17 protein-coding genes are annotated in these 23,241 nt (G+C 57.6%); 2 read left to right on the top strand and 15 right to left on the bottom strand.

Annotated elements, in window-relative coordinates; genetic code table 11:
• Positions 1-4 precede the first annotated feature (4 nt).
• From L6439_RS05545 to L6439_RS05490, 12 genes are all read right to left on the bottom strand, one after another.
• On the bottom strand, positions 5-3,394 hold the full coding sequence (locus L6439_RS05545; RefSeq protein WP_213468812.1) for an AfsR/SARP family transcriptional regulator: 3,390 nt from the start codon (positions 3,392-3,394) through the stop codon (positions 5-7).
• Between the two features lie 92 nt (positions 3,395-3,486).
• Positions 3,487-5,043: a class I adenylate-forming enzyme family protein gene (locus L6439_RS05540; protein WP_213468811.1), complete on the bottom strand. Its 1,557-nt coding sequence runs from the start codon at positions 5,041-5,043 to the stop codon at positions 3,487-3,489.
• On the bottom strand, positions 5,012-6,193 hold the full coding sequence (locus L6439_RS05535; protein WP_172878960.1) for an acetyl-CoA C-acetyltransferase: 1,182 nt from the start codon (positions 6,191-6,193) through the stop codon (positions 5,012-5,014). The genes L6439_RS05540 and L6439_RS05535 overlap by 32 nt, the downstream gene beginning before the upstream one ends.
• A gap of 166 nt (positions 6,194-6,359) precedes the next feature.
• The gene (locus tag L6439_RS05530) at positions 6,360-8,336 is read right to left on the bottom strand and encodes a methyl-accepting chemotaxis protein (RefSeq protein WP_213468810.1); all 1,977 of its coding nucleotides are present in this window, start codon (positions 8,334-8,336) and stop codon (positions 6,360-6,362) included.
• Between the two features lie 474 nt (positions 8,337-8,810).
• Positions 8,811-10,445, bottom strand: a complete 1,635-nt coding sequence (locus L6439_RS05525) for a putative polysaccharide biosynthesis protein (RefSeq protein WP_213468809.1) — start codon at positions 10,443-10,445, stop codon at positions 8,811-8,813.
• 61 nt (positions 10,446-10,506) lie between these two features.
• Positions 10,507-10,992, bottom strand: a complete 486-nt coding sequence (locus tag L6439_RS05520; RefSeq protein WP_168179832.1) for a DUF456 domain-containing protein — start codon at positions 10,990-10,992, stop codon at positions 10,507-10,509.
• Positions 10,993-11,016: 24 nt separating this feature from the next.
• Positions 11,017-11,754 (bottom strand): Cof-type HAD-IIB family hydrolase, encoded by a 738-nt coding sequence (locus L6439_RS05515; RefSeq protein ID WP_213468808.1) that lies wholly within the window; start codon positions 11,752-11,754, stop codon positions 11,017-11,019.
• Positions 11,755-12,186: 432 nt separating this feature from the next.
• Entirely contained in the window at positions 12,187-12,837 is a 651-nt protein-coding gene (locus L6439_RS05510) for an SGNH/GDSL hydrolase family protein (protein WP_213468807.1), read from the bottom strand.
• A gap of 102 nt (positions 12,838-12,939) precedes the next feature.
• A complete protein-coding gene (locus tag L6439_RS05505) occupies positions 12,940-15,054 on the bottom strand; it encodes a peptidoglycan D,D-transpeptidase FtsI family protein (RefSeq protein WP_210429419.1) in 2,115 nt (704 codons plus the stop codon).
• Between the two features lie 192 nt (positions 15,055-15,246).
• Positions 15,247-17,355, bottom strand: coding sequence for a peptidoglycan D,D-transpeptidase FtsI family protein (locus tag L6439_RS05500; protein WP_213468806.1), 2,109 nt, complete (start codon positions 17,353-17,355; stop codon positions 15,247-15,249).
• 88 nt (positions 17,356-17,443) lie between these two features.
• Positions 17,444-18,610, bottom strand: coding sequence for a transglutaminase domain-containing protein (locus L6439_RS05495; protein WP_213468805.1), 1,167 nt, complete (start codon positions 18,608-18,610; stop codon positions 17,444-17,446).
• Positions 18,607-19,047 (bottom strand): DUF4870 domain-containing protein, encoded by a 441-nt coding sequence (locus tag L6439_RS05490; protein ID WP_168179837.1) that lies wholly within the window; start codon positions 19,045-19,047, stop codon positions 18,607-18,609. The genes L6439_RS05495 and L6439_RS05490 overlap by 4 nt, the downstream gene beginning before the upstream one ends.
• A gap of 153 nt (positions 19,048-19,200) precedes the next feature.
• Between L6439_RS05490 and L6439_RS05485 the strand changes: the two genes are divergently transcribed.
• Both L6439_RS05485 and L6439_RS05480 read left to right on the top strand, forming a co-directional pair.
• On the top strand, positions 19,201-20,379 hold the full coding sequence (locus L6439_RS05485) for an MFS transporter (protein ID WP_168179838.1): 1,179 nt from the start codon (positions 19,201-19,203) through the stop codon (positions 20,377-20,379).
• 436 nt (positions 20,380-20,815) lie between these two features.
• On the top strand, positions 20,816-21,166 hold the full coding sequence (locus L6439_RS05480; RefSeq protein ID WP_168179839.1) for a toprim domain-containing protein: 351 nt from the start codon (positions 20,816-20,818) through the stop codon (positions 21,164-21,166).
• 15 nt (positions 21,167-21,181) lie between these two features.
• Here the strand turns inward: L6439_RS05480 and L6439_RS05475 are convergent, their stop codons facing one another.
• The 3 genes from L6439_RS05475 to L6439_RS05465 form a co-directional block, all read right to left on the bottom strand.
• A complete protein-coding gene (locus tag L6439_RS05475; RefSeq protein ID WP_213468804.1) occupies positions 21,182-21,796 on the bottom strand; it encodes an SCO family protein in 615 nt (204 codons plus the stop codon).
• A gap of 51 nt (positions 21,797-21,847) precedes the next feature.
• Positions 21,848-22,780, bottom strand: a complete 933-nt coding sequence (gene cyoE, locus L6439_RS05470) for a heme o synthase (RefSeq protein WP_213468803.1) — start codon at positions 22,778-22,780, stop codon at positions 21,848-21,850.
• Between the two features lie 139 nt (positions 22,781-22,919).
• Positions 22,920-23,228 (bottom strand): hypothetical protein, encoded by a 309-nt coding sequence (locus L6439_RS05465; protein WP_213468802.1) that lies wholly within the window; start codon positions 23,226-23,228, stop codon positions 22,920-22,922.
• Positions 23,229-23,241 lie beyond the last annotated feature (13 nt).

Here is a 23,241-nt window from a genome sequence, read left to right as displayed (position 1 = left end):
GCCATCATTCCGTTACGGCCGCCATCAACTCCCGAATGCTCGCCATCGGCTCGATGCCAAGCTCATCCTGGAGCGCCGCCGCGCACTTCCGGTACCATTTGAGCGCCTGGTTCCGGTTGTTCATCCGGAGATGGCAGGCGATCAAGATGCGATAGGCTTCCTCCCAGCACCGATCCTTAGCCGTCATCGCCTCCGCCCACCGTACCGCCTTCTCGTAAGCCCCTGACGCGATATAAAGGCGGGACAGCCGTTCCGCTCCGCGCATGAACAGCACCTGCAGCCGCTCTCTTTCCTCGATGCACCAATCCTCATAACGCCGATCCGGCATATAGTCTCCATCGTATAAGCGCAGCCCCTCCTCCAGCCGGGATACGGCCTCTGCCGCATCCTCGGCTTCAAGCCCGCCCGCGATCTCCCGCTCGAAGCGATCGGCATCCAGCGCCCAGCCCGCAGCCGGATTGAGCTGGTAGGCCTGCCCCCGCCGCAAAATAAAATAAGGCGCGGATCGGGCGCGGCGATGAGGCTCCAGAGCCGTATTCAGGGCGTTGAGGGCCACCTTGAAGTCGCGGTTCGCCGCTTTCTCCTCCGCCTCAGGGAACAGCTCGCTAAGCAGTTCTTCCTTCGATGCCGGACGATGGCGTCGGGTCACAAGCAGTTGGAACAGCTCCTTCGCTTTCCCGCGCTGCCAATCTTTCTCCTCCAGCTCTACGTCGCCCAGGCGAACGCGGAACTCGCCCAGCGTATCAATATAGAGCGTATAGCCGGGATGATACGTCAGGCGGTCCATGCCGAGCTCCGAGAGCAGCGAAGCGGCATAGGCCCGGCACAGATCGAGCCGGACCGCTTCGATGAGCGGCGGAATAAGCTGCTGCGTGTCGCTTGGTCCGAACAACGTGCGCCGCGTGAACAGAAAAGAGTATCCTTCCTGTTCGGCCAGCGTCAAACAGCGTTCCATCGAGACCGCGAACCCGCTGTCCCGATCCAGCCGGTAGGCGATGAGCGCAAGCCACATTTCCGCCGTGGCGCAGCCGAACCGATCCCCGCAGGCGACGAACCGTTCCCCGCATTCGCGAAACACCTGCCCGGCTTCCTCGCAGCGGTCGGCATAGAACAGAGCCATGCCCATGCTCAAGCGGATCAGCGCAGTCAGCCAGCCATCGTTGGCGCTCTGCGTTCCGTCCCAGGCGGTCTGCCCGTACCGCAGCGCCGTCTCCGCCGAGCGCGCGCGGCCGTACAGCAGGCACAGCCCCATATACGGCTCCGCGCTGCCCCGCTTGACCTCCAGCCGCTCCATGATGGCCAATGCCTCCTGGTAGCAATCCGCGGCCACGCCGGCATCATAGGTGTCCATCAGCTGTGCGGCATGCCCCATCCGCATCCAGCCGCAGGCTTCCACGAAGGGGGCCTTCAAGCGGATGCCATGCATCATGCCTTCCTGCGCCGCCCGCTTGGCTGGAGCCGGCTCGCCGCGCATGCTGTCGATCATCGACAGCAGCAGGTCGATCTCCCGATGCGAGCGCGACAATGTCTTCGGATGATAGCTGAGGCCGTGATACGGCATTCCTTCCCCGCGCTCCAATTGCTCAGCCCGCAGCAGCTTCGCCCTCGCTTCGCGCAGACGCCCCGTCCGCAGGCACAGCCTCGCCTCCAGAATCCAATCCCGGCTGTCCCGATCGGCATGTATCGCGCGATTATACCAGATCTGCGCCTCCATCCCTCTGCCCGCGTTCAGCATATTTTCGGCCATCATCGCGTACAGCCGCGCCAACGGCTGCCTCCCTCCCGCAGGCCCGTGCCATTCCGGGCGATAAGCGGAGAAGGAAGCTTGAGCTTGCGGGCCGGGCCGATTCCCATCCGGATCGGATGGCCCCTGCCCTGCCGCCAGGCCGGCTTCCGCCTCGTCCGTTAACAGCGGGTAAAATCCGTACAGCGCTTCGGCCAGCGCAATGGCCCGTTCAAGCAAGGGCTCTGCCAGGCCTGGGCGAATCGTGTCCAGGTACAAGAGCGCCTGCCCTTCGAGAGCCAGCATCTGCACCATCCGGTTGCCTGCGCTGCCGGCTCCGTACTCGGCCAGACGATACTGCTCGGCGGAAGCCTCATATTGACATTGGTAACGGAAAATATCGCCCTGCAGCACAAGCAGGTAAGGATGCCGGTGCTTGATGCGCTCCGGCAGTCCGGCCAGCGCGGCGCAGACGAGCTCCAGACGTCCGTCCCGGATGAGCTCGCCGCCCCCGTCCTGCAGCAAGAGCGCCATCTCCTCCGGATCCCGCAGGGCGGCCGCCTGCGCAATCGCCAGGTCATAGCGCTTGCGGGCGGCAAATACATGCACCGCCTGCCTCAACAAAGACTCGCGCCGTTCCGGCTGCCTTCCAAGCTGTTCCGCCAGGAATTCGCGGAACAGCGTATGATAGCGGAATTGCCGTTCATCGACGGCCGACAGCATGCCGCTGCCGCACAGTTGCAGGAGCAACGCATGAGATCCGTGCCTTCCGGATACCGCATCGCACCACTCCCCGGTCAGCTCATCGAAAATGCTCGTCTCCAGCATGAAGGTGCGCATAGACGGCGGCTGCTTCTGGAACAGCTCCAAGGCCAAGTATTGGAACAAGTCCTCCATCGTTTCCCGGGGAGCCTCCAGCGCTTCCGCAACCGATCCGTTCGACGCAAGTAAGCGCTGCCAAATCAGCTGAACCGCGATGATCCACCCTTCCGTCTGCTCGAAGATCCGCCTGACTTCACTTGACGACAACGGATAATCATAGTAATCGCTGAACAGAACGTCAATTTCTTCTTCATTAAAAGCGAGGTCTTCTCTGGCGAGCTCAAGCAAATGGCCATGGAGACGCATCGAAGCCAGTCTGTCCCATTGCGGCCGCGAACGGGAGGAGATGACGATTCGCAGCTTCTCGGAATCGGGCAGATAGGCCAGCACATACTGCATCCACTGCTCGATGCTGTCCGTCGCTTCCACCAGGTGATAGTCGTCGATGATGAGCAGCGTCTGCCGTGGAAGCGATGTCACTTCATTTAAAAACAAATCCGCCAACGCATAAATATCCTCGCTGCCGCTCCGGCTTCCGCCCTTCATGTCCCCAAGCATGGTCTCCCCGAATCCGGGCACCGCTTGCCTGAGCGTATAGACGATATGAGATACAAATGGAATGAAGTCATTGTCTTGGGGAGATACACCGTACCATGCATAGACCGAAGCAGAGGATCGAAGAAATGCGGAGAGCGCTGTCGTCTTGCCGAACCCCGGGCCCGACGTCACCACCGTAAGGGGAAAGTCCGGGATACGGGACAACTGCTTCGCAATACGGGGACGGTGAAGCAGCTGCTTTTTCAAGGGAGGCGGCATCAGCTTCATTTTAAGCACGCGTCCTTCCTTCATAACGAACCTCTCTTTCCCATTTTCTCCTGTATATTGTAGCATATTTGCTTCGATTGCTAATCTGATTTCCGCAAAAAAGCGGCCGACTTGCGTCAACCGCCGAACCATTCCCTCATCCGCTTCTTATCTAATTTGCCTACCGCCGTTGTCGGCAGCTCACGAACGAACAGATACCGCTTCGGCACCTTGTATTTGCCGATGCGGGCCGAACAAAAAGCGGCAAGGCCGGCCTCCGTGACCGCAGCGCCATCTTCAACGGCGACAACCGCCGCCACGACCTCTCCCCATTTCTCGTCCGCAAGCCCGACGACCGCCGCCTCCTTGACGCCCGGGCAGCTCTCCAGCGTCTGCTCCACCTCGAGCGGGTATACGTTCTCTCCGCCGGTAATGATCATATCTTTTTTGCGCCCGACGATATAGTAATAACCGTCCTTGTCCCGCGAAGCCAGATCCCCCGTCATATACCATCCTTCCCGCCAAGCGGCGGAAGTGGCCTCCGCGTTATTCCAATAATGCGAGAACAGATGCCCGCCCCGGAGCGCGAGTTCTCCGAGCTGATCCGGTTCCGGCTGTGCGGCATCCCCCTGCAGCGGAATAAGCTTCGCCTCGCTGAACATCATCGGCAGGCCGACGGAGCCCGGCTTCTGCGCCGCAAGCGCCGGATCGATCACGAAGTTGTTCGGCCCGGACTCGGTCGCTCCGTAGCCTTCCTTGAACGGAAGCCCTTTCGCCTGAAAGGCTTGATAGACCGATAGCGGGCATGGCGCTCCGCCCGACAGGAACGACCGCATCGTCGGAAATTCGGCCTCCGCGAACGCGCTGGAGTGGACCAGCATATGGTACATCGTCGGCACCATGAGCGCAATGGTGCAGCGCTCTTCGTTCAAGAGCCGGACCATCTCCTCGCACTGAAACGATCGCACCAGGACCACCGTGCCCCCGGCCATCAGCACCGGCATCGTGAGCGCATTCAGCCCGCCCGTATGGAACATCGGAAGTACCGTCGGCGTCACGTCTCCGGCCGTCAATTGCCAGCTGACGACCGTGTTGACCGCATTCCAATACACGGAACCATGCGTCAGCACCACCCCCTTCGGCTTCCCGGTCGTGCCGCCGGTATAGATCATCATCCACGCATCGCCATGCGCCGGATGATGGCGCCGCACCGCCGGGCAGCCTGCGCTTGAGTCCAATGCGGCAACAGGCAGCAGGGCGCTGTCCGCCCGCGGAAGCCCCGTCGCCAGCCGTGCCATCTCCGGCTCAACGGCGTCATACATCATCAGCTTCGGTTCGCAGTCCAGCATCATCCCGTGAAGCTCGGCCACGGACAACCGCCAATTCAACGGCACCGCAATTGCCCCGATCATGCCGCAGCCGAGCACGGCTTCCAGCATCTCCGTCTGATTGTGCAGCAGGACGGCCACCCGGTCGCCAAGCCCGATCCCCGATGATTGCAGGGCCGCAGCCAGCCGCTCCGCGCGGCGATGCAGCGTCCGGTACGTAAGACGGATCTGTCTGTGCCAATCTACCGCGGCAATCCGATCCGGAGTATGCCGGCACCGATTATCGAACCATTGCAGCGCGCTGTCATGCATCGCCCGATCCCTCCGTTCCGGTTCAGCTCCGTTCGACAACAACAGCGACACCATGGCCCCCTCCTACGCATAGAGACGCTGCGCCATAGCGAATGTGCCTGCGCCGCATCTCATGAATCAAGGTGACCAGCACCCGCGCGCCGCTCGCGCCGATCGGATGGCCGAGCGCAATGGCCCCGCCGTTCACATTCACCCGTTCGGGATCAAGCCCCAACTCGTTCATTACGGCCAGCGTTTGCGCCGCGAACGCCTCATTGACTTCGAACAGGCCGATGTCCTGCAGCCGCAAGCCCGCCCTGCGGATAGCCTCCTTCAGAGCCGGAACCGGGCCAAGCCCCATCCACTCCGGCTCAAGCCCGACTGCGGCATACCCGCGGATTGCTGCGACCGGGGCGATGCCGTGCGTGTCGGCCGCCTTCCGGCCGCACAGGACGACAGCCGCCGCGCCATCATTGATGCCTGACGAATTGCCCGCCGTCACCGTGCCTTGCGCGCTGAAAGCCGGCCTCAGCCTGGCCAGCGCCTCCATCGTCAGCCCCGGACGGGGATGTTCATCCGCCGCGATCAGGCGCGCACCGCCCAGGCGGTCCGCAACGGATACCGCCACGATCTCCTCATGGAACCGTCCGTCCTCCATCGCCGCCTGCGCCCGCTGCTGGCTCCGCAGCGCGAAGGCATCCTGCTCCTCGCGCGTAAGTCCGTAGCGCTCGGCAAGGCGTTCCGCCGTCCACCCCATCGGCTGACGGATAATCGCGCACGTCAGCCCGTCATGCAGCGCCGAATCAACCAGTTCCCCGTGCCCGTACCGGTAGCCCTGTCGCGCCTTCTTCAGCATGTAAGGAGACTGAGACATATTTTCCATTCCGCCCGCCACGATCACGTCCGCATCTCCCGAACGGATGCACTGGGCTCCACCCATCACGGCCTGCAGGCCCGAGCCGCATACGAGATTCACGCTCGTCGCCGGAACCCGCACCGGAATGCCCGCCCGCAGCGATGCCTGCCTCGCCCCGTTCATCCCAATTCCGCCCTGCAGCACTTGCCCCATATATACGTGGTCTATTCGCTCGCCGGCCGCTCCCGCGCGCTGGCAAGCTTCCTTCATCACAACGGCTCCAAGCTCCGTGGCCGCCGTATCCTGGAAGCTGCCCTGCATCGTTCCAATCGGAGTGCGCACAGCACTCGCAATGAATACCTCGTTCACGTCGTCCACCTCTTGTTCAGTCTAGAGTCGCCTCCAGTTAACAGGAACAAGGTTGCAAACCGGTTGCAGCGGCACCCGGATGTAACGAATTTCGAACATCGCGGCAGCAAAAAGAGCGCCGGCCGTTATCGGCCCGGACGCTCTTTTGCGGACGACTGTCTTTAGTTTAGGACTTGAAGCGCGCGGACAACTGCTGCAGATCGTCAGCAATGGTTGCCAGATGATTCGCATACGATGCCATCTCCTGCATCGCGGCATTCTGCTGCTCGCTCGCCGCCGCTACGGTCTCCATTTCCACCAGGGTCACATTGGTCATCTCGCTTGCGGCATCGAACGACTCGATCATCTCGCTGTTGGAAGATGCAAGCTGGGCACCCAAATCAGCAACATGGCTCAATTGAATGTTCATCTCATCGATAGCCTGGAACATATCGGAGAATCTGTCCGTCACCGCTTGCGTCATCGCTTGCCCTTCGGCCACGGTCTCGACTCCATCCTGCATAGCGGCCCATACCGATTCGGAGCGCTCTCTCATTTGCTGCACGACGCCCGTAATCTTTCCGGCCGCTTCCTTCGTCTCCTCGGCCAGCTTGCGGACCTCGCTCGCGACGACGGCGAAGCCGCGGCCGTGTTCTCCGGCCCGGGCCGCCTCAATCGACGCGTTAAGCGCAAGCAGCTCCGTCTGTGCCGCCACCTCTTGAATAAAGATGACGATGCGGTGAATATCATGCGATTGCTCATTCAACCGTTCGGTCTCCGCCTTGGCTTGTTCCGTGTTCTTTGTAATGGCCTCCATCTGCTTCCGCACGTTTTCGAGCGCCTTCTCCCCATTCACGGCCCATTCGCTCATCTCATGCGCCGCATGGGAGGAATTTCCGACCAATTCGACGACGCGCTTGAGATGCGCCGAAGACTGATGCGCTTGGGATGTCGCGACATTCAAGCGCTCGTTCAACTGTGCCGACTGCGCCGACACTTGCTGGTAGGACGCAGATACTTCTTGCAGAGAACTGAGATTCTCCTCCGAATTCGCCGACAGCTCCTCGGCGGAAGCCGCGACCGATTCGGATACTTCGCGAATTTGCGTCATAATTTCGGCTAATGCCTGCGACATGGCATTGAAATTTTTCTCCAGACAACCGATTTCATCCGTCCGGCCGCTTGTCGGAATGCGGACCGTGAAATCCCCGGCCGCGATCCGCTCTGTCGATTGCTGTATCCGAACGACGGGGCGGATAATATTGCGGACAAATCTCCACAGAAATAATCCAATTAGCCCGATAAGCACAACGAGGAACACCGAAGCGATAATGACGATCTGATTCGCTTGCTGATTGATTTCGCCAAGGCTAAGAACCGAGACGATGTTGATGCCGAATTTGTTCCGCTTATCGAAGCTGATGAACTCATTCCGCCCGTCCGCGCTGGACAGGAACACTCCATATTCGTCTGCCAACAGCTCTTTATATTGCTCCTTGTCCACTTGCGTCCCTTGCTCATATTCCGGGTGGAATAAGATTCGATTATCATTGTCGATGAGACTGATATAACCGCTGTCTCCGACTTTGAATTGACTGACCGATTGCTTAATGTTATCGATCGAGACATCGATTCCCGCGACACCGGCTCCGTTCGGCAGCGAGTGCGAGAACGTCATAATCAGTTTTCCCGTAATGATATCCTTATAAGGCTTCGAGACAATGACCTCGCTCGGGCGCTGCAAGGCCAACTGATACCATTCGCGTTGGGTGGCATCATCAACGCTGAGCTTGCTGCCGTTGCTGTCGAGATACTTGTCTCCCAGCACCACATAGGCATTTAAAATCGTGTTGACGTCTCCTGCAAGCTCCGTCACCCGATGCTTGATTCGCTCGATGTCCTGCGGGTACTCGTTAATCGAATTGGCCAGGCTGCCAATCATATGAGCATTCGTCTCGTACGATTGATTCAGCAGCCGCGAGATCGACTTCGTCGCTTCATTGACCTCGTCATACATCATATTCTTGGTGTTGTTCGATGCCGTAATTGTCAAGACGACAATAAGAATAATCGTTGGAACGATGATAAAGCAGGTGAGCAGCAGAATCATCTTTTTTTGCATGGAATGCCGGATCGACTGCGCCCAGTTTTTACCGTATTTCACTGTAAAATCTCCTCTTTGTCCGTTTTAAATTCAACTCTGTACGTATATCGGACATTTTCGCTATACTTTTTTATACTTTTCAGAAAAAAAGTCAAAAGGTAATTAAAGGTAATCAAATGAACCGCTCCTCCCCTTGAACCCTTTATGGAGTCTCCCATCTGGTCAGGGTAACCCTTCCCCATCGGCCTTATCGGCAATATCCCTTCTGGTCAGGTTCACCTTCCCCAACGCCCATATCGGCACTATCTCAGCTCGTCAGCCGCCAATTTTTATAAAGCATGATTCCTTGCAAGCGGTTCCTTCCGTTTTAAGTCAAGTGGCAGCTTCACGACAAGTCCTGACCTTGGGGGAAATGGCAAACGCGATAAGGCCGTCTTAGACTGACAAAAAAAATGGCCTGGCCCCTCTCATGCGAGAGGGACCGGGCCATGACCCGTTCTAAGCCAGTGTGATCATACGAGAACGAAAACGTGGCTATCTTCGCGCGCGTCCGCGTGCCGCTCCGCCCTGCAGGCGCATTAATGGGCGCAGCGCCTTCTGAACGAACCGCGGATAGCTTCCGAGCTCATCCTGGCGCACGACGCGGAACGCGACGAGGCCTACGACGAACAACGCTACAACGACCAATGCCACGATTCCGGCGGTGAGCATATAGACAAGCTTGGCCGGCAAAATGACGACCAGCTGCTCTCCCAATTTCTCGACGCCGAAGCCGATGCCGCCGGCCAGCACGCTCGTCAACAGGAATCCCGTCCAACGGTTGCCAAGCACGTCGAACGGTACCACCTTCTTCATCACCCGCAGGTTAAGCCATGTAATGATGAGGAAGCTGATCATCGTCCCTGCGATAATGCCATAGATACCGAAGTAATTTGCGAGCAGGAAGCTCGACAAGAGCTTGATCAGAATGCCGAGCGTGACGCTGATCATGGCAATATATGGCTTGCCCAATCCAATAAGAATCGAGCTCGATGTCATCATCGTAATCTGAAATATCGTTCCGATCGTCAGCATCGCAATAATTTCCGATCCGTCCAGCGAGCTGAACAGAAAGCCATTGACTGAGAATGCGCCTACGGAGAGAGCAAGCACGATCGGCATGCCGCTCAGTACGGAAATTCGCATCGCGAGCGAGGTCTGCCGCTTCAGATGGTTCATGTCCTTCTTGGCATAGGCCGCGGAGATAACCGGGATAAGCGAGGTGCTGAGGGCAATCGCCAAAATCGGAGGAATCCCGGCGATCGACTGGGCCCGCTGTCCGAGTATCGCGTACAGATGAGCCGCCTGGGCTTGTCCCACATCCGGAGACAACAACGGAATCGTAATCGACGTATCAATGAAGTTCACGGCCGGAACAGCCAGCGACGACAGGACAATTGGCACTGACATGGCGAATATCGACTTGAAAATATCGCCCAGCGGCACCTTCTTGGCTCCGGATCGCCGGGCGCGGATGCCGGCTTCCCGATCCGCCTGCCGCAGCTTGCGCAAATAATGGATCATGACGGCGAACGCCCCGATGCTTCCCAACACGCCGCCGAACGAAGCAGCGGCAGCCGTCCACTCCTGGGACGCACCCGATTGCAAGAGGATAAAAGCCAATCCAATCGCCGTGACGACGCGCAAAATCTGCTCCACGATCTGGGACATGCCGCTGGCCTGCATCATATTGCGGCCCTGCGTATATCCCCGCATCATGGCGATGACCGGGAACAGGAGCAAGGCAGGCGCGAGCGCCCGGATCGCCAGCGCGGCTTCCGGAAGCTGAATCATATTGGCATACAGCGGCGCGAACAGTAACAGCAATATCGTGACGATCAGGCCGGAGCCGAGACCGAACAAAAGTGCCGCATAATAGACGCGCTCCGCTTCCCGAACCCGGTTCAGCGCGTAGCGCTCCGATACCATTTTGCTCAATGTGCTGGGGATGCCTGCCGTCGCGACGGCCAGAATCAGCAAATAGACCGTCTGCGAGGCGGCGAAGGAGGCATTGCCCACCGATCCAAGCATATGCTCGAGCGGCACGCGCTGGACCAGGCCGAGGACGCGCGCCACCAGCGTGGCGGCGGCAATGATGATCGTTCCTTTGATAAATGATTCCTTTGCCAAACGTTTCCCTTCTTTCTGTATGCCGTCTTCACCGGATGAGGCTGCTATCCGCCGCTTTCAATTAGAACATGAACACCCATATGAAGAACAGGACGATCATCACGATCTGAAGAACAATTTTTACGGCAATGCTGGAGAACAGCCCGACGACGGCCCCCCAGGACGATTTCAGGGCCTTTTCCGCATCGGCTCCCGTAAAAATCTCGCCAAGAAAAGCGCCGAGGAACGGTCCAAGGACAAGACCGAACGCCGGAATGACAAAAGGGCCGATAATAATGCCGATCGTGCTGCCGACTACCGAAGCTTTCGAACCGCCATAGCGCTTGACCCCCCAGGCGTTAACGACATAGTCCGCGACGAACAGGATGGCCACAATCAATGTCTGTATCGACCAGAACCAGAACCCAAAAGACCCGAACCCAAAAAACAGCCCGTACACGAAGAATGCGGCATAAATGGCGAGCGCCCCCGGCAAAATGGGGTAAATCGCGCCAGCCATCCCCACCGCGAATAATACGAGCACACATAACCAGCCTAAGAAGGTCATAGACAAGGGCCTCCTCGTTCAGACTTACTTCAACACATACTCCCATATGGCTTGGGCAATGCCGTCCTCATTATTGGTTCGCACGACGGCATCCGCCGCCCGCTTCACATCATCCTGGGCATTCCCCATCGCAATCCCAAGGCCCGACGCCTGTATGGCGGCCAGATCATTCAGACTGTCGCCGATGGAGACGGTCTGCGACATCGTGCAGCCGATCAGATCGCATACCGTCCGCAGACCGGATGCTTTATGAATACCGGATGGATTGATTTCGATATTATCAGGCGAGGAATTCGACAGCTCGAGACCGCCTATGAGGCGCAGCTCCTTCCAGAGCGAGCCAAGCACATCCTTGTCCTCATTGAAATAACCGAACTTCAGCCAATCCTCGCTGTCGATATCGGCATTCCAATTTTCCCGATTATATTGCCGCTTCGTGGAATAAGCCCAGAACCAGGTGTCGTGCGACTCCGACAAGGCCACCAGACGCTTCACCGCCTCGCGATCCATCAAATGGCGGATATAAATCTGATACGGCTTCTTCCAGACTTCGCTGCCGTTCACAGTGACCATTGGGGAATCAAGACCCAATTCCTCTGCGTATGGCACCGCATTTTCGAACGCGCGTCCGGTAGACAGGATGACCGTGATGCCCGCTTCGCGCGCGTCCCGTATCGCCTCTGCGGTCTTTTTGCTGATGCGGTGATCGTCAGTCAGCAGCGTGCCGTCCATATCAAGAGCTAACAATCGATAGTTATTCATGTTCGTATCCACTCCTCAAAAAAACACGCCAAAACACATAACGCCATTGTACCATAACACAGCATCAGCAACAAAGACTTCCTGCCTAGATCTTCAGCGTTCTCGCTCAGGCGGACAATCCGATGACGGCGCCCAGGAACAGGAGGGTCATAATGAACCGCTTAAACGCCGAGTTGCATTTCGACTGCTTTGGCTTCATCGCTCCCAACACTCCTTTATTCGCACATATCCAAGCTGACGTTCTTTCCTGATCGCCCAATTATTTAATAGAGCCAACTCTATTGGATAGGGGAAACTTTTAGGTTGCAAAAAAGCAAGGGCGTTGAGATATCGTATGCGGACCACCCCTGCCAGGTGACTCGCATCACGGATTATCCCGCACGCCCTCGGTCTTGCTGTTATGGCTATGCAGCATCTCCATGCTGATTTCCTCTATGCCTCGGTGATGGCAGCGAGCTGTTCCCCGATGCAATCGGCATAGATTCGATGTCCCCATGCCGTTGGATGGGTACCGTCGTCCTCCCCGCTATTGTCCTTCGTGCGCAGCAAATCAGCCAGCCTCGTGCCGGAATGCAGCTCGCGGTCCCAGCGCTCCGCGATATCCGCAAGCCGCGTATCCGTTGTCATCGCCGCCTGCCGCACCGCCTCGCTATATCCGTCGAGCCAGGCCTGCGCCCCGGAGGGCGATTCGTACCAAGCCTGGGGATGCCTCCGATAATAATAGGAGGCATCCGATCCCTCGATGATGGAATGAACCGTGCACAGAACCGGAACGCAGCGGTTCGACTTCAGCGCCCGCACGATGCGTGCCAGATTGCTTCGGAATTCTTCCACGGGAACCGTCGGGCGGTTCGGCCCAATGGCGACGTGATCATTCATTCCAAATAATACGGTGCATACATCGGGATGCCGGTCCAGCACATCCTCCTGTATGCGCCGCAGCCCTTGGGCGCTCGTATTGCCGGGCACGCCCGCGTTCACGATGTCCATGCGGTAGCGCTGGCTCAAGAGGTACAGGAACGTATCCTCCGGCCGCAAAAAGACACCTGCCGTAATACTGTCTCCCAATCCGATAAGCCTCATGATGCCCCCCTCCTTCTCAGAGCGGAGCGCTCGCTCAGGCACGACTTCGCATGCCTTCCTCCTTCATCGAACGCAACCGCGTCTTCGCTTTCCTTTCCGCCGTTATTCCTCGTCGTCCCGTCTCACGGAGCTGTCAGCCAGCTCCTTTGCCTTCTTCTTCGGCTTGCCTGTCAAGCCATATACCTCGTCATAGGCATCGAAGATAGCCCGCCCGATCGGAGCGGCTCCGTAAGCGCCGAAGCCTCCCTCCGGAACGACGACCGCTACGGCGAGCTTCGGCTTATCTTGCGGCGCATAAGCGATGAACACCGCATTGTCGAGCATTTCGCCGTTCACCCCTTGCTGCTGCGAGGTTCCGGTCTTCCGGTAATAAGGATACGGGAAGCCGTCGAAGCCATGCGCCGTCACTTTGGACATGCCTTCTTCGACGATGCGCCAGTATTCATCTTCAATGTTCGTCCGGTTCAGGACTTCACGGCCGAAGGTCCGAATCACCTGTCCGTTCCCATCGGTAATCTTGCTGACGAGCTGCGGCTTAATCCGTTCGCCGCGGTTCGCCAGCGTCGCGGCGTATTGGGCCAACTGAAGCGTCGTATATTTGCCCATCTGCCCGAAGGACGCTCCGGCAAGCGCGGACTGGGCGCTGTTCTGTTCCGCGTCAATGAGATAATCCTTCCTTCCCGGCTGCTCAAGCGGCAGGCCGCTCCCCGTCAGCACGCCGAGACCGAACGCCTCCATATACTCATCCCAGATCGTCAGGCCGTTCCTGCCATTGACCGACGGGAGACTATAGAGCCGCTTGCCGACCATATCGATCATGAAGGAGTTCGACGACACCTGCAAAGCTCTCGCTGCTCTGATGGGGCCGAAGGACGCATTGCCCGAGTTCCAGATCCGCCGGACGGACCCGGCGCGTCCGATCTCCGCATATCCGTAGTCGGGATAGGTCTCGCCCGGGGAGAACAGCTTCTCCTGCAGGCCGATCAAGACGGTCAACGGCTTCATCGTCGAGCCGAGATAGACGACCGAGCCGGGATGCTTCATGCGCTCGTTATTGTCCTCGTAAGGAGCCGGCACGTCCCGAATCGCTCCGTTCAACAAATAATATTGATGCTTTTTATAATTCTCGGGACTGATCGAGCCGTTCTTCCATACATTCGGGTTATAATCCGGCATGCTTGCGATGGCTACGACATGGCCCGTCTCGACTTCCATCGCGACCGCGAACCCGGTGCGGGCGTTCGGCGCACGCTCCGAGCGGTTGGTCGAATTGCGGATTTTCTCCAATGTCCGCATAATCGCTTCCTCGGCCGCTTTTTGAATATCCCGGTGGATCGTCAGGTGAATGTCGTTGCCGCGCTGCGGCTTCGTCACTTCCATCGGCCCGATGACGCGGTTGGCCACATTGACAGGGAACTTCTTGACCCCGTTCAGCCCCCGCAGCTCTTCCTGATACATCCGTTCGATGCCGTCGAAGCCGACATCCTCATAATCGAGATACAGCTTCTCCTGCGGCAGCTTGTTCCGGTTGTCGAACATGTCCTGATAGAAGCCCGGTTCCGCGCGCACGCCCTTGAATTTCTTCAGATAGCCCACCGTCTGCACCGCCATCGGATTGTAATTGCGCACGCTGTCCTCCACAATATCGATGCCCGGGAACTCCGGCTTATGCTCCAGAAAATAAGCGACCTCCTGCCGGGTCAAGCCGGTCTTGATAATGCGGGGCGTATACGAATAATTCACCCGGGAAGACAAGTCCATCAGCACATGGTAGATGCGGTTGGCCGTCAACGGCTTCTCCTCCGGTTCGCCGTACTGGCGGAACGCCTCGGCCAGACGCTTCGCCAGCGCATAAGCCTCTGCCCGGTTCTCCTGCTGGGCCTCCGTCAGCTTGCCGCTGGACGGATCGCCATAATTTTTCTCGATATTGAAGTATAACGACTGCGTCGATGTGGAATAAGCGATCGGCTGGCCGGAAGCGTCAAATATCGTTCCCCGCAGCGGCGCAATCGGCGCCGCCTTATAGCTGAGCTCGTATTCCTGCTTCTTGAGGCCCGGGCCTTCCACGAACTGCAGAATCGCCAGCCGCACAATAAGCACGCTGAAAACGGCGAACGTCATAAAAAAGAAAATATTCAAGCGGAATGAAAATTTGCGGCGGTTCGCCAGTTCACGCTTATCCGGATCATCATGGGGATGAATCACTGGTCGCGTCATCCTTTCTGCCCATGAATTTGACTTTGATACATTATTTTACCACATCCTTATCGCTTGATGCCAAAGCTCCCGAACCGAAGAAAAAACAAAAAAAGACGCTGACCGTTCGCAGCGGCGCCCCCAAGGTTTCCCAAGAAGGCCTGCCGCTTACGCGAACGCATCAGCGTCCTCGCATCCTGCGTAATTATGCGATTATTCCGTACCTTGCCCGGCGGACGCATCCGCCTGCTCATCCTTCAGCTCATCCGGCTTCTTCTTCGGCGTGCCGTCCAAGCCGTACGCCTCGTCATACGCGTCGAACATGGCCCGCGCAATCGGCGCCGCACCGTACGACCCGAAGCCGCCCTCCGGCACGACGACGGCAACGGCCAGCTTCGGCTTCTCTGCCGGCGCATATGCAATGAACACCGCGTTGTCGACCCGCCCTCCGGAGACATCCATCTGGGACGTACCCGTCTTGCGGTAGAACGAGTAAGGGAAGCCGTCGAAGCCGTGAACTCTAACCTTCAGCATGCCGTCCTCGACGACATTCCAGTAGGCATCGTCGATCTTCGTCTTGTTCAGCTCCTCCCGGCCGAATGTCTTCACGACTTGGCCGTTGCCGTCGGTAATCTTGCTCACGAGCTGCGGCTTGATGCGGGTGCCGCGGTTCGCCAGCGTGGCGGCGTATTGGGCAAGCTGCAAGGTCGTATATTTCCCCTGCTGTCCGAAGGAAGCGTAGACCAGCGCGGATTGCGCGTTATTGCGCTCGGCCTCGAGCAAGTAATCCTTGGCTCCCGCCTGCTCGCGCGGCAGGCCGCTTCCCGTCAGCACGCCGAGCCCGAAGGCGTCCATATACTCATCCCATACCTTCAGCCCGTTGCGCCCGTTGACCGCCGGCATGGAATAGAGCCGCTTCCCGATCATATCGACCATGAAGGCGTTGGAGGACACTTCCAATGCGCGTGAAGCTCCGATGCGTCCGTAGCCGACATTGCCCGAGTTCCACACCTTGGTCTCGAAGCCGGCCCGTCCGAACTGGGCGTATCCGCCGTCGTAATAGGTCTCGCCTAGAGCGAACAGCTTCTCCTGGAGGCCGATCAGCACCGACAACGGCTTCATCGTCGATCCGAGGTAGACGACGGATCCCGGATGCTTCATCCGCTCTTTGTCGTCCTCATAGGGCGCCGGGACATCGCGGATCGCTCCGTTCATCAGATAGTATTGGTATTGGTCATAATCCTCCGGAGTGATCGACCCGTTCCGCCATACGTTCGGATTGTAATCCGGCATGCTCGCCATCGCGACGATATTCCCGGTATCGACCTCCATCGCGACCGCATAGCCGGTTCGCGCGTACGGCGCCCGCTCCGAGCGGTTCGAAGAGTTCCTGATCCGCTCCAGCGTCTGCATAATCGCATCCTCGGTCGCCTTCTGCACATGGCGATGAATCGTCAGATGGATATCGTTGCCGCGCTGCGGCTTCGTCAGCTCCATCGGCCCGATGATGCGGTTGGCCACATTGACGGGGAACTTCTTCACCCCGTTCAATCCCCGCAGCTCTTCCTGGTACATCAGCTCAATGCCGTCGAAGCCGACGTCCTCGTAATCAAGGTATTGCTTCTCGGACGGCGTCGAAGCCCGATTATTATAAATATCGTTGTAATACCCCGGATTGTCGCGCACGCCCTTGAACTTTTTCAAATATCCGACCGTCTGCACCGCCATCGGTTCGTAGTGTCGCACACTGTCCTCCACGATATCGATGCCGGGGAACTCCGGCTTGTGCTCCAGGAAGTAGGCCACTTCCTTCCGGGTCAGGCCGGTCTTGATAATGCGCGGCGTATACGTAAAATTGACGCGTGCCGACAGATCCATCAGATCATTGTAAATGACGTCGGCCGTCAGCGGCTTGTCTTCGGGATCGCCATACTTCTCGAAGACATCGGCCAACCGCTTAGCCAGACGCATCGCCTCTTCCCGGTTCTTCTTCTGGACGTCGGTCAATTCAGCCTTCTTCGGATCCCCGTAATTTTTCTCAATATTGAAATATAAGGACTGGGTCGAGGTCGAATAGGCGACCTGCGTTCCGGACGCATCGTAGATCGAGCCCCGGAGCGGCGGAATCGGCGTCTCCTTGTAACCGAGCTGGGCTTCCTTCTCCTTCAGGCTCGGGCCTTCCACGAACTGCAATATCGCTAACCGCACGATAAGTACGGAGAATACCGCAAATGTAACAAAAAAGAATATATTCAACCGATGCGAAAAATTACGCCGGTTGAGAACTTCACGCTTTTCCGGATCATGATGAGGATGAGTCACTGCTCTAACAACCTTTCTCCCGCTGTAACTTGCTTCCCAACCATTTTAGCATAGATAGGAATTCTCCTTCAAAGGCCTAAATAGTGGATTAGCCAGCAGCGATCTTGTCCGGGACATGCGTCTTGGCGAAATCCGGCGGGTTGAACCAATCCCCCGAGCTCGCCCAGGTGGCATCCAGCGGAACCCAGCGTTCCTCTTCCGAGAGCCAGACCTCGTTCCAGGCATGGGGGCCATACCCGCCTTGGCCGTTATAGCCGAGACCGGTGACGACCTTCACCTTCAGAGCGGACGCCCGGGCCATGACCGCATACAGGCGGGCGTAGTCGATGCAGACGCCCTGCTTGGTCGCGAACGTGTCCTGCGGCGTCTGTTCCTTCCAGATTCGCTTCGTCTCATACTGCTTCGCCTTGTCCCAATCATACTGAACGCGGCTTCCGACCCAGTCGTACAGCTTGCGTGCCTTCTCTTCATCCGAGCGAGCGCCGGCCGTAATGTCCGCGGCAGCCTGTTCAATGTCGTCCGGGATATGGGAATCGACGACTTCATATTTGCGCTGCATGAGCTTCGACAGCTCTTCGGCGACCTGGGAAGTGAATACCGGCCACTGCGACGAGATGAAATCCCCGGCGACCGGTTCAATCAGTTCCTCGGCCGCTAGCCGGTACGCTTCCGAATCGCGGATAATCGCGCTCGCTTTCGTATCCGGCTGCCATGTGACATAAGCGAACAGCACGAGGATGACGAGCAGCGCCCGCGCCATGCCGATGATGCCGCCCAGCACCGCGCCGGCGATCCAATTCCCGACCGTCTTCAACGGTCCGGCCTCCGCCGCTCCTCGCGAAGGATCGCCAAGCTCCCTGCCGGCCGCCGGCACCAGGGCGCCCAACGCCCACCCGGCTATCCATCGGATCACCATATATATCAACGCGAACAGCACGGCAAAGCGAAGCAGCGGGAAGTCGCGGATTCCGGTCAGCAGCGTATAGCCGATTTGCTCCCACCACGCCAGTTCCCGCGCCGGAATCGCGATGCTCCATTCAGCCATCCGGCGCTGCACAAGCGGGGAGAGCGCCATCGCTGTCCAATAAGAAGCCAGCGCGGAGACGACGACGGCCGCGGTATCCAGCACAAATGACAAAAGGTGACGAGCGGAGCCGGAAGCCCCTCTCCTCACCCCTAGCAGCACCGGGAAGAGCACGATGACGCCGAGCAAGATCGTCACCACATTCCCGTCTGTCAGCACCTGCGCGCTCATTGCTTCTGCTTCGCCTTGTCGATGAATTGGCGCAGCGTGTCGTTCATATCCCATTCGCCGAGCGGCACGCCGCTGAACGACACATTGACCTTGCCGCCGTCCGCCTTCCCTGTCAGCACGAGACTCGGCGTCTTGACGGTGTACGTGCCGTCCTTCTCGGCCGTATACGTCGCTTTTTTCGCTTCATCGAGCATCGCTTGGGTCGCCTGCTCCTTCAGCTTCTGGACCGTTTCATCCTTCACGTTCGTGACCACCTGATTGATATTCTCCCATGTGATGCCGCTGTACACGGCGACCGCGGCGATAATGACCAACACAAGCGCCCATTTCACCATCGTCTTGACGAAGCTCACAATAACGAATAAGACGATAAGCGCGATAAGGAAAATGAGCCAGTTCTGCTTAATAAATTCAAACCACATATCCATCTGATTCACCTGATAACCACCCTTTCCACCACGTATTATAGCATCATTCCCATTATTTGTGGCAAACAGCCCGCCTTGAGCGGCCTTATCCGCATCTTGGGGTACTAAGTTCGTCCCTTCCAACGTACAAGTATAGCATAGCGATTTGGAGGTGACTGAACTTTGCGCTCAGTGCTGTGGCTCTATTTGTTCTTGTTCGTTGCTTTCTTTGATTTGCACGCGCAATACCCGATTCTAACCCCGTTTGCCATCTCAATAGGTGCGGCGCCCTCCTTCATCGGTCTGATGATGGGGATGTACTCGTTCACCCATCTGCCGGGCAACCTGCTGGCCGGTTACGGAATCGACCGATTCGGTAGCCGGATTTTTATTGTGTTCAGTCTGATCGGCGCCGGGGTAATCATGATTTTGCAGGCCCATGTCGTCAACCCATGGGAGCTGCTCGTGCTTCGCTCGATCAGCGGGTTCGTGCTCGCCTTCCTGTCACCGGCCTGCTTGTCCCTCCTCGCACGCATGGCCCGGGATCATGTGCATCAAGGGAAGCTGATGGCAGGCAACGGCCTCATTCATACGCTCGCCTCGGTCGTCTCCCCGGCCGCCGGCGCTTATCTCGTCGCCAAGATCGGCTTCGGCATGGCCTTCCAGGCGCTCGGCATTATGCTGCTCATCGTCGGCGCGCTGGCCTGGTTCTTCATTCGGGATATCAGCCATGACGCCGTTTCTTTGACGCCGCAGGCGGAGAGCCTTCCTTCAGAGCCGCTCAAGCAGCCGGAAGACGTGCCGGTCCCATGGCGCTTTTATTTTATGCCGCTTGCCATCTCGCTGTCCCAGGGCATCCTGTTCTTCGAGCTTCCTCTGATGGCGGACGCGCTCGAATCGATTATGCGTGCCGGCATCCTGTTCTCGGCCGTCAGCTTGGGCGCATTATTCACGTTGAGCCTGCTGTTCCTGAACCATTATCAACCGTATACGAGGACGTGGACGGGCGCATTCGCCTTGGCGCTGCTCTTTTTCGGACTGGCTATCCATTGGCCGGTGCCGCTGCTGGCGACGCTGTTCCTTATCGGAATGACCAAAGGAATCATTTTGCCGGCGATGTCCTCCCATTTGATTTTATTAAGCGGAGGGACCCGTTTTGGGCGGATATTTTCCATCCTGGCAATCTCTTCTTCTATCGGTTCCTTCCTTGGCCCAATGATCGCGGGCCAGATTCGAGATACGATATCGCCCTATTTTATCGCCTTCGTCGTGTTGATGATTGCCGTTACGCTGCTGCCGGCGAAGCAAGCTTTTCTGCCGCCTTCTCTCCTTCCCGCAACGCGAACGACGACCCGCGTATAAGGATGCGTCTTGCGCCATCCGCCCATTCAGGCGGATCTGGGTATTTGCACATGCCCCGCGGCAGGCGCGGACATAAGATACATTGTAACAAATGACCCATCGGGAAAGCGAGGTGAAACGAGATGAGCCACGGTTACAACCCTTGCGGACCTGGTCCTGCGGCTGTGGCCCCGGCAGCGAAGCCCGCTCCTGTATATCCCGGATGCCGGACATCGACCGGCACCATCCTCGTCCTTTACATCTTGCTCGTCATTATTTTACGGGCGCCATTTTGCTAGCAGTCATTTCTGTTACGCTCTCTCCTCATGCGGCTTGCCAATCCCGGCAAGCCTCTTTGTTGTCGGAGCGAAGATCCCCTTGCAGGCGGTTCGCTTAAGTATGGTACACTATCCGTAGAGAAACATGGCGATAATGGCTACAGCAGGGGGTGGCACTTTTGGAGGTTATCATCATTGTGGAAGGGAAGAACGACCGGAGCCGGCTGCGGCGGCTGCTGAGCGACGAAGTGGGCATCTTGTGCACGTTCGGCACCTTGAATACGCTCCGCACCGAGCAGCTGCGCAAGGAGGCGCAGGACAAGGACGTCTACTTGTTCATGGACAACGACGCATCAGGCAAGCGGATACGCGGCATATTGCGGGACGCGTTCCCGGACGCCGAACATATTTATACCCGCCGCGGGTACGCCGGGGTCGAAGGCACGCCGGATGAGTACTTGATTCAGCAGCTCGAAAAGGCGGGGCTGGACGAATATATTATATATCCGGATCCAGCCCCGCCTCTGTGAGCTTCCTATATATCATTAATCTTTGACGAGACGCTCTACATCCTTGGCGATATTTTCAGGGGAAGCCGTCTCGAGATCATTCGCATTATAATACTTGCGAATATTGCCGTCCCGATCGACCAAGGTGATGACGTTCAGATGCGTGAAATTGCCATCCTCGTCCTTGAAGACGCTTGATCCGAACTCCGGCATCATCTTCGCCACATCCTCTTCCTTGCCCCTCAGAAAATACCAGCCGCTATAGTCGGCATTGTACTTCTCCGACCATTTCTTAATCTCCTCCAATGTATCGCGTTCCGGATCGAAGGAAATCGATACGATGCTCGCCTCGGTGCCGAACATCCCCTTGTCCTGAAGCAGCTTCTGCACTTCGGACAAACGGTATGTCGTCGGCGGGCAGACATCCGGGCAGTTCGTGAAGTAGAAATAGAACAAACGGACCTTGCCGTTCGTATCCGCCAGCGTCACTGTGCTGCCGTCCACATTTTGCATGCTGAAGTCCGGCGCCTTTTTGTCGGTCATCGGAATCTCCGGTTCCCGCGGCCAATACAGAATGGCCACCACAATCGCGAAAACCGCCACCAGTGCGCCAAGGAAAATTTGAAAAGAATACTTCTTCGCCCAAGACATGCTCCGTTCCTCCCCCTAGCTTCCCATGCTATAACCTGCAGAAATGCGTTCTTACGCTTTCCCCATCGTGTCCAGAACCATGACCAGCATATTCAGCATCAGGACGTTAATGGACCAAATGAAGTTCTTCTTCGCCCAGGCGTCGGTGTCCTTCGCGCGGAAGCCCGCGATGCAGATGAACAGCCAGATCGCATTGATGACGGTGCCGAGGATGCCATAAATCATGCCGGTATAGCCGTACGAATAGAACAACCACGATACCGGCAGAAGCAATACGACATACGGAATCATCTGCCATTTCGTGCGGGTAATGCCCTTAACGACAGGCAGAAGCGGATAGCCTGCTGCGCGGTATTCTTCCACTCGGCGAATGCCGAGCGCCCAGAAATGCGGCGGCTGCCAGAGGAACAGCAGCGCGAACAGCAAGGCCGCCCCCATATCAAGCTGGCCCGTGACGGCAACATAGCCGATGACGGGAGGCATCGCGCCGGAGATGCCGCCTACGGATGTGCTCCAGGTGGACGTGCGCTTGAGCCATAACGTGTATATGACAACATAGAAGAACATGCCTGCGATGCCTACGATTCCGGATAATATGTTGACGAGGCCGAACAGTACCGCCAGCCCGGCTGCGCCAAGGATGATGGCATAGCTCAGCACGGTGTTCGGCTTCAATCGTCCTTCCGGCAGCGCGCGCTTCTTCGTCCGCTCCATCTTCATATCGAAATCCCGATCGAAATAATTATTGAATACGCATGAGGATGCGAGGACCAGCGTCGTCCCGGCCACCATCCACAGCAGCGTAAGCCAAGGAATATCCCATTTGGCCGCTACCCAAAAGCCGGCAAACGCCGCCATCAGGTTCGAGCGGATAATGCCCGGCTTCGTTAATTGAATAAACTCTTTCCATAATCCGACCCGTATCGGTCCCGGCGTCAATGTAACGGAATCGGAAGGCCCCCGATAAGTCATTTGTTTATCCACGCGACCCGTTCCTCCTTGTTGTGTTCAGAGAAAAGCAGAATCTTTTTCTTTCTGCTGTAATTTTTATCATAGCAAATCTATCCGAACAATGACAACGTTTCGAGGAATCGTTCATCAATTTGACACCGACTGCAGCCGCTTATTCCCCCGGTACGATCGGAGAGCGCCGGAACTCCCAAATATGGAGTTTGTCTGCGCCCCCGGCAATGCATGCGGTGACCGCATCCCAGCCGTCCGCCCCCTCTTTTCTGATCTTTTTCAGGGAGGCATAGTCATCCGCGGCCGTTCCGAGCCACTGCTCGACAAATACATTCGGCTGGTCGGTTCCTTCATACAGCACAACGTCCGGCCGATCCTTCAGCAAGCGCCGAATCGCGGCCAAGTATCTATCTCGCGCCTCGGGCAGGACGCGGTATTCCACAAATATAATTCGATCCATCTTCGTCATCTTCTTCCTCATC

Source organism: Paenibacillus dendritiformis, from assembly GCF_021654795.1.
Classification (GTDB): Bacteria; Bacillota; Bacilli; order Paenibacillales; family Paenibacillaceae; genus Paenibacillus_B.
Note: the sequence above shows the minus strand (reverse complement) of the source record. Positions and strands in the feature narration are given on the sequence as shown.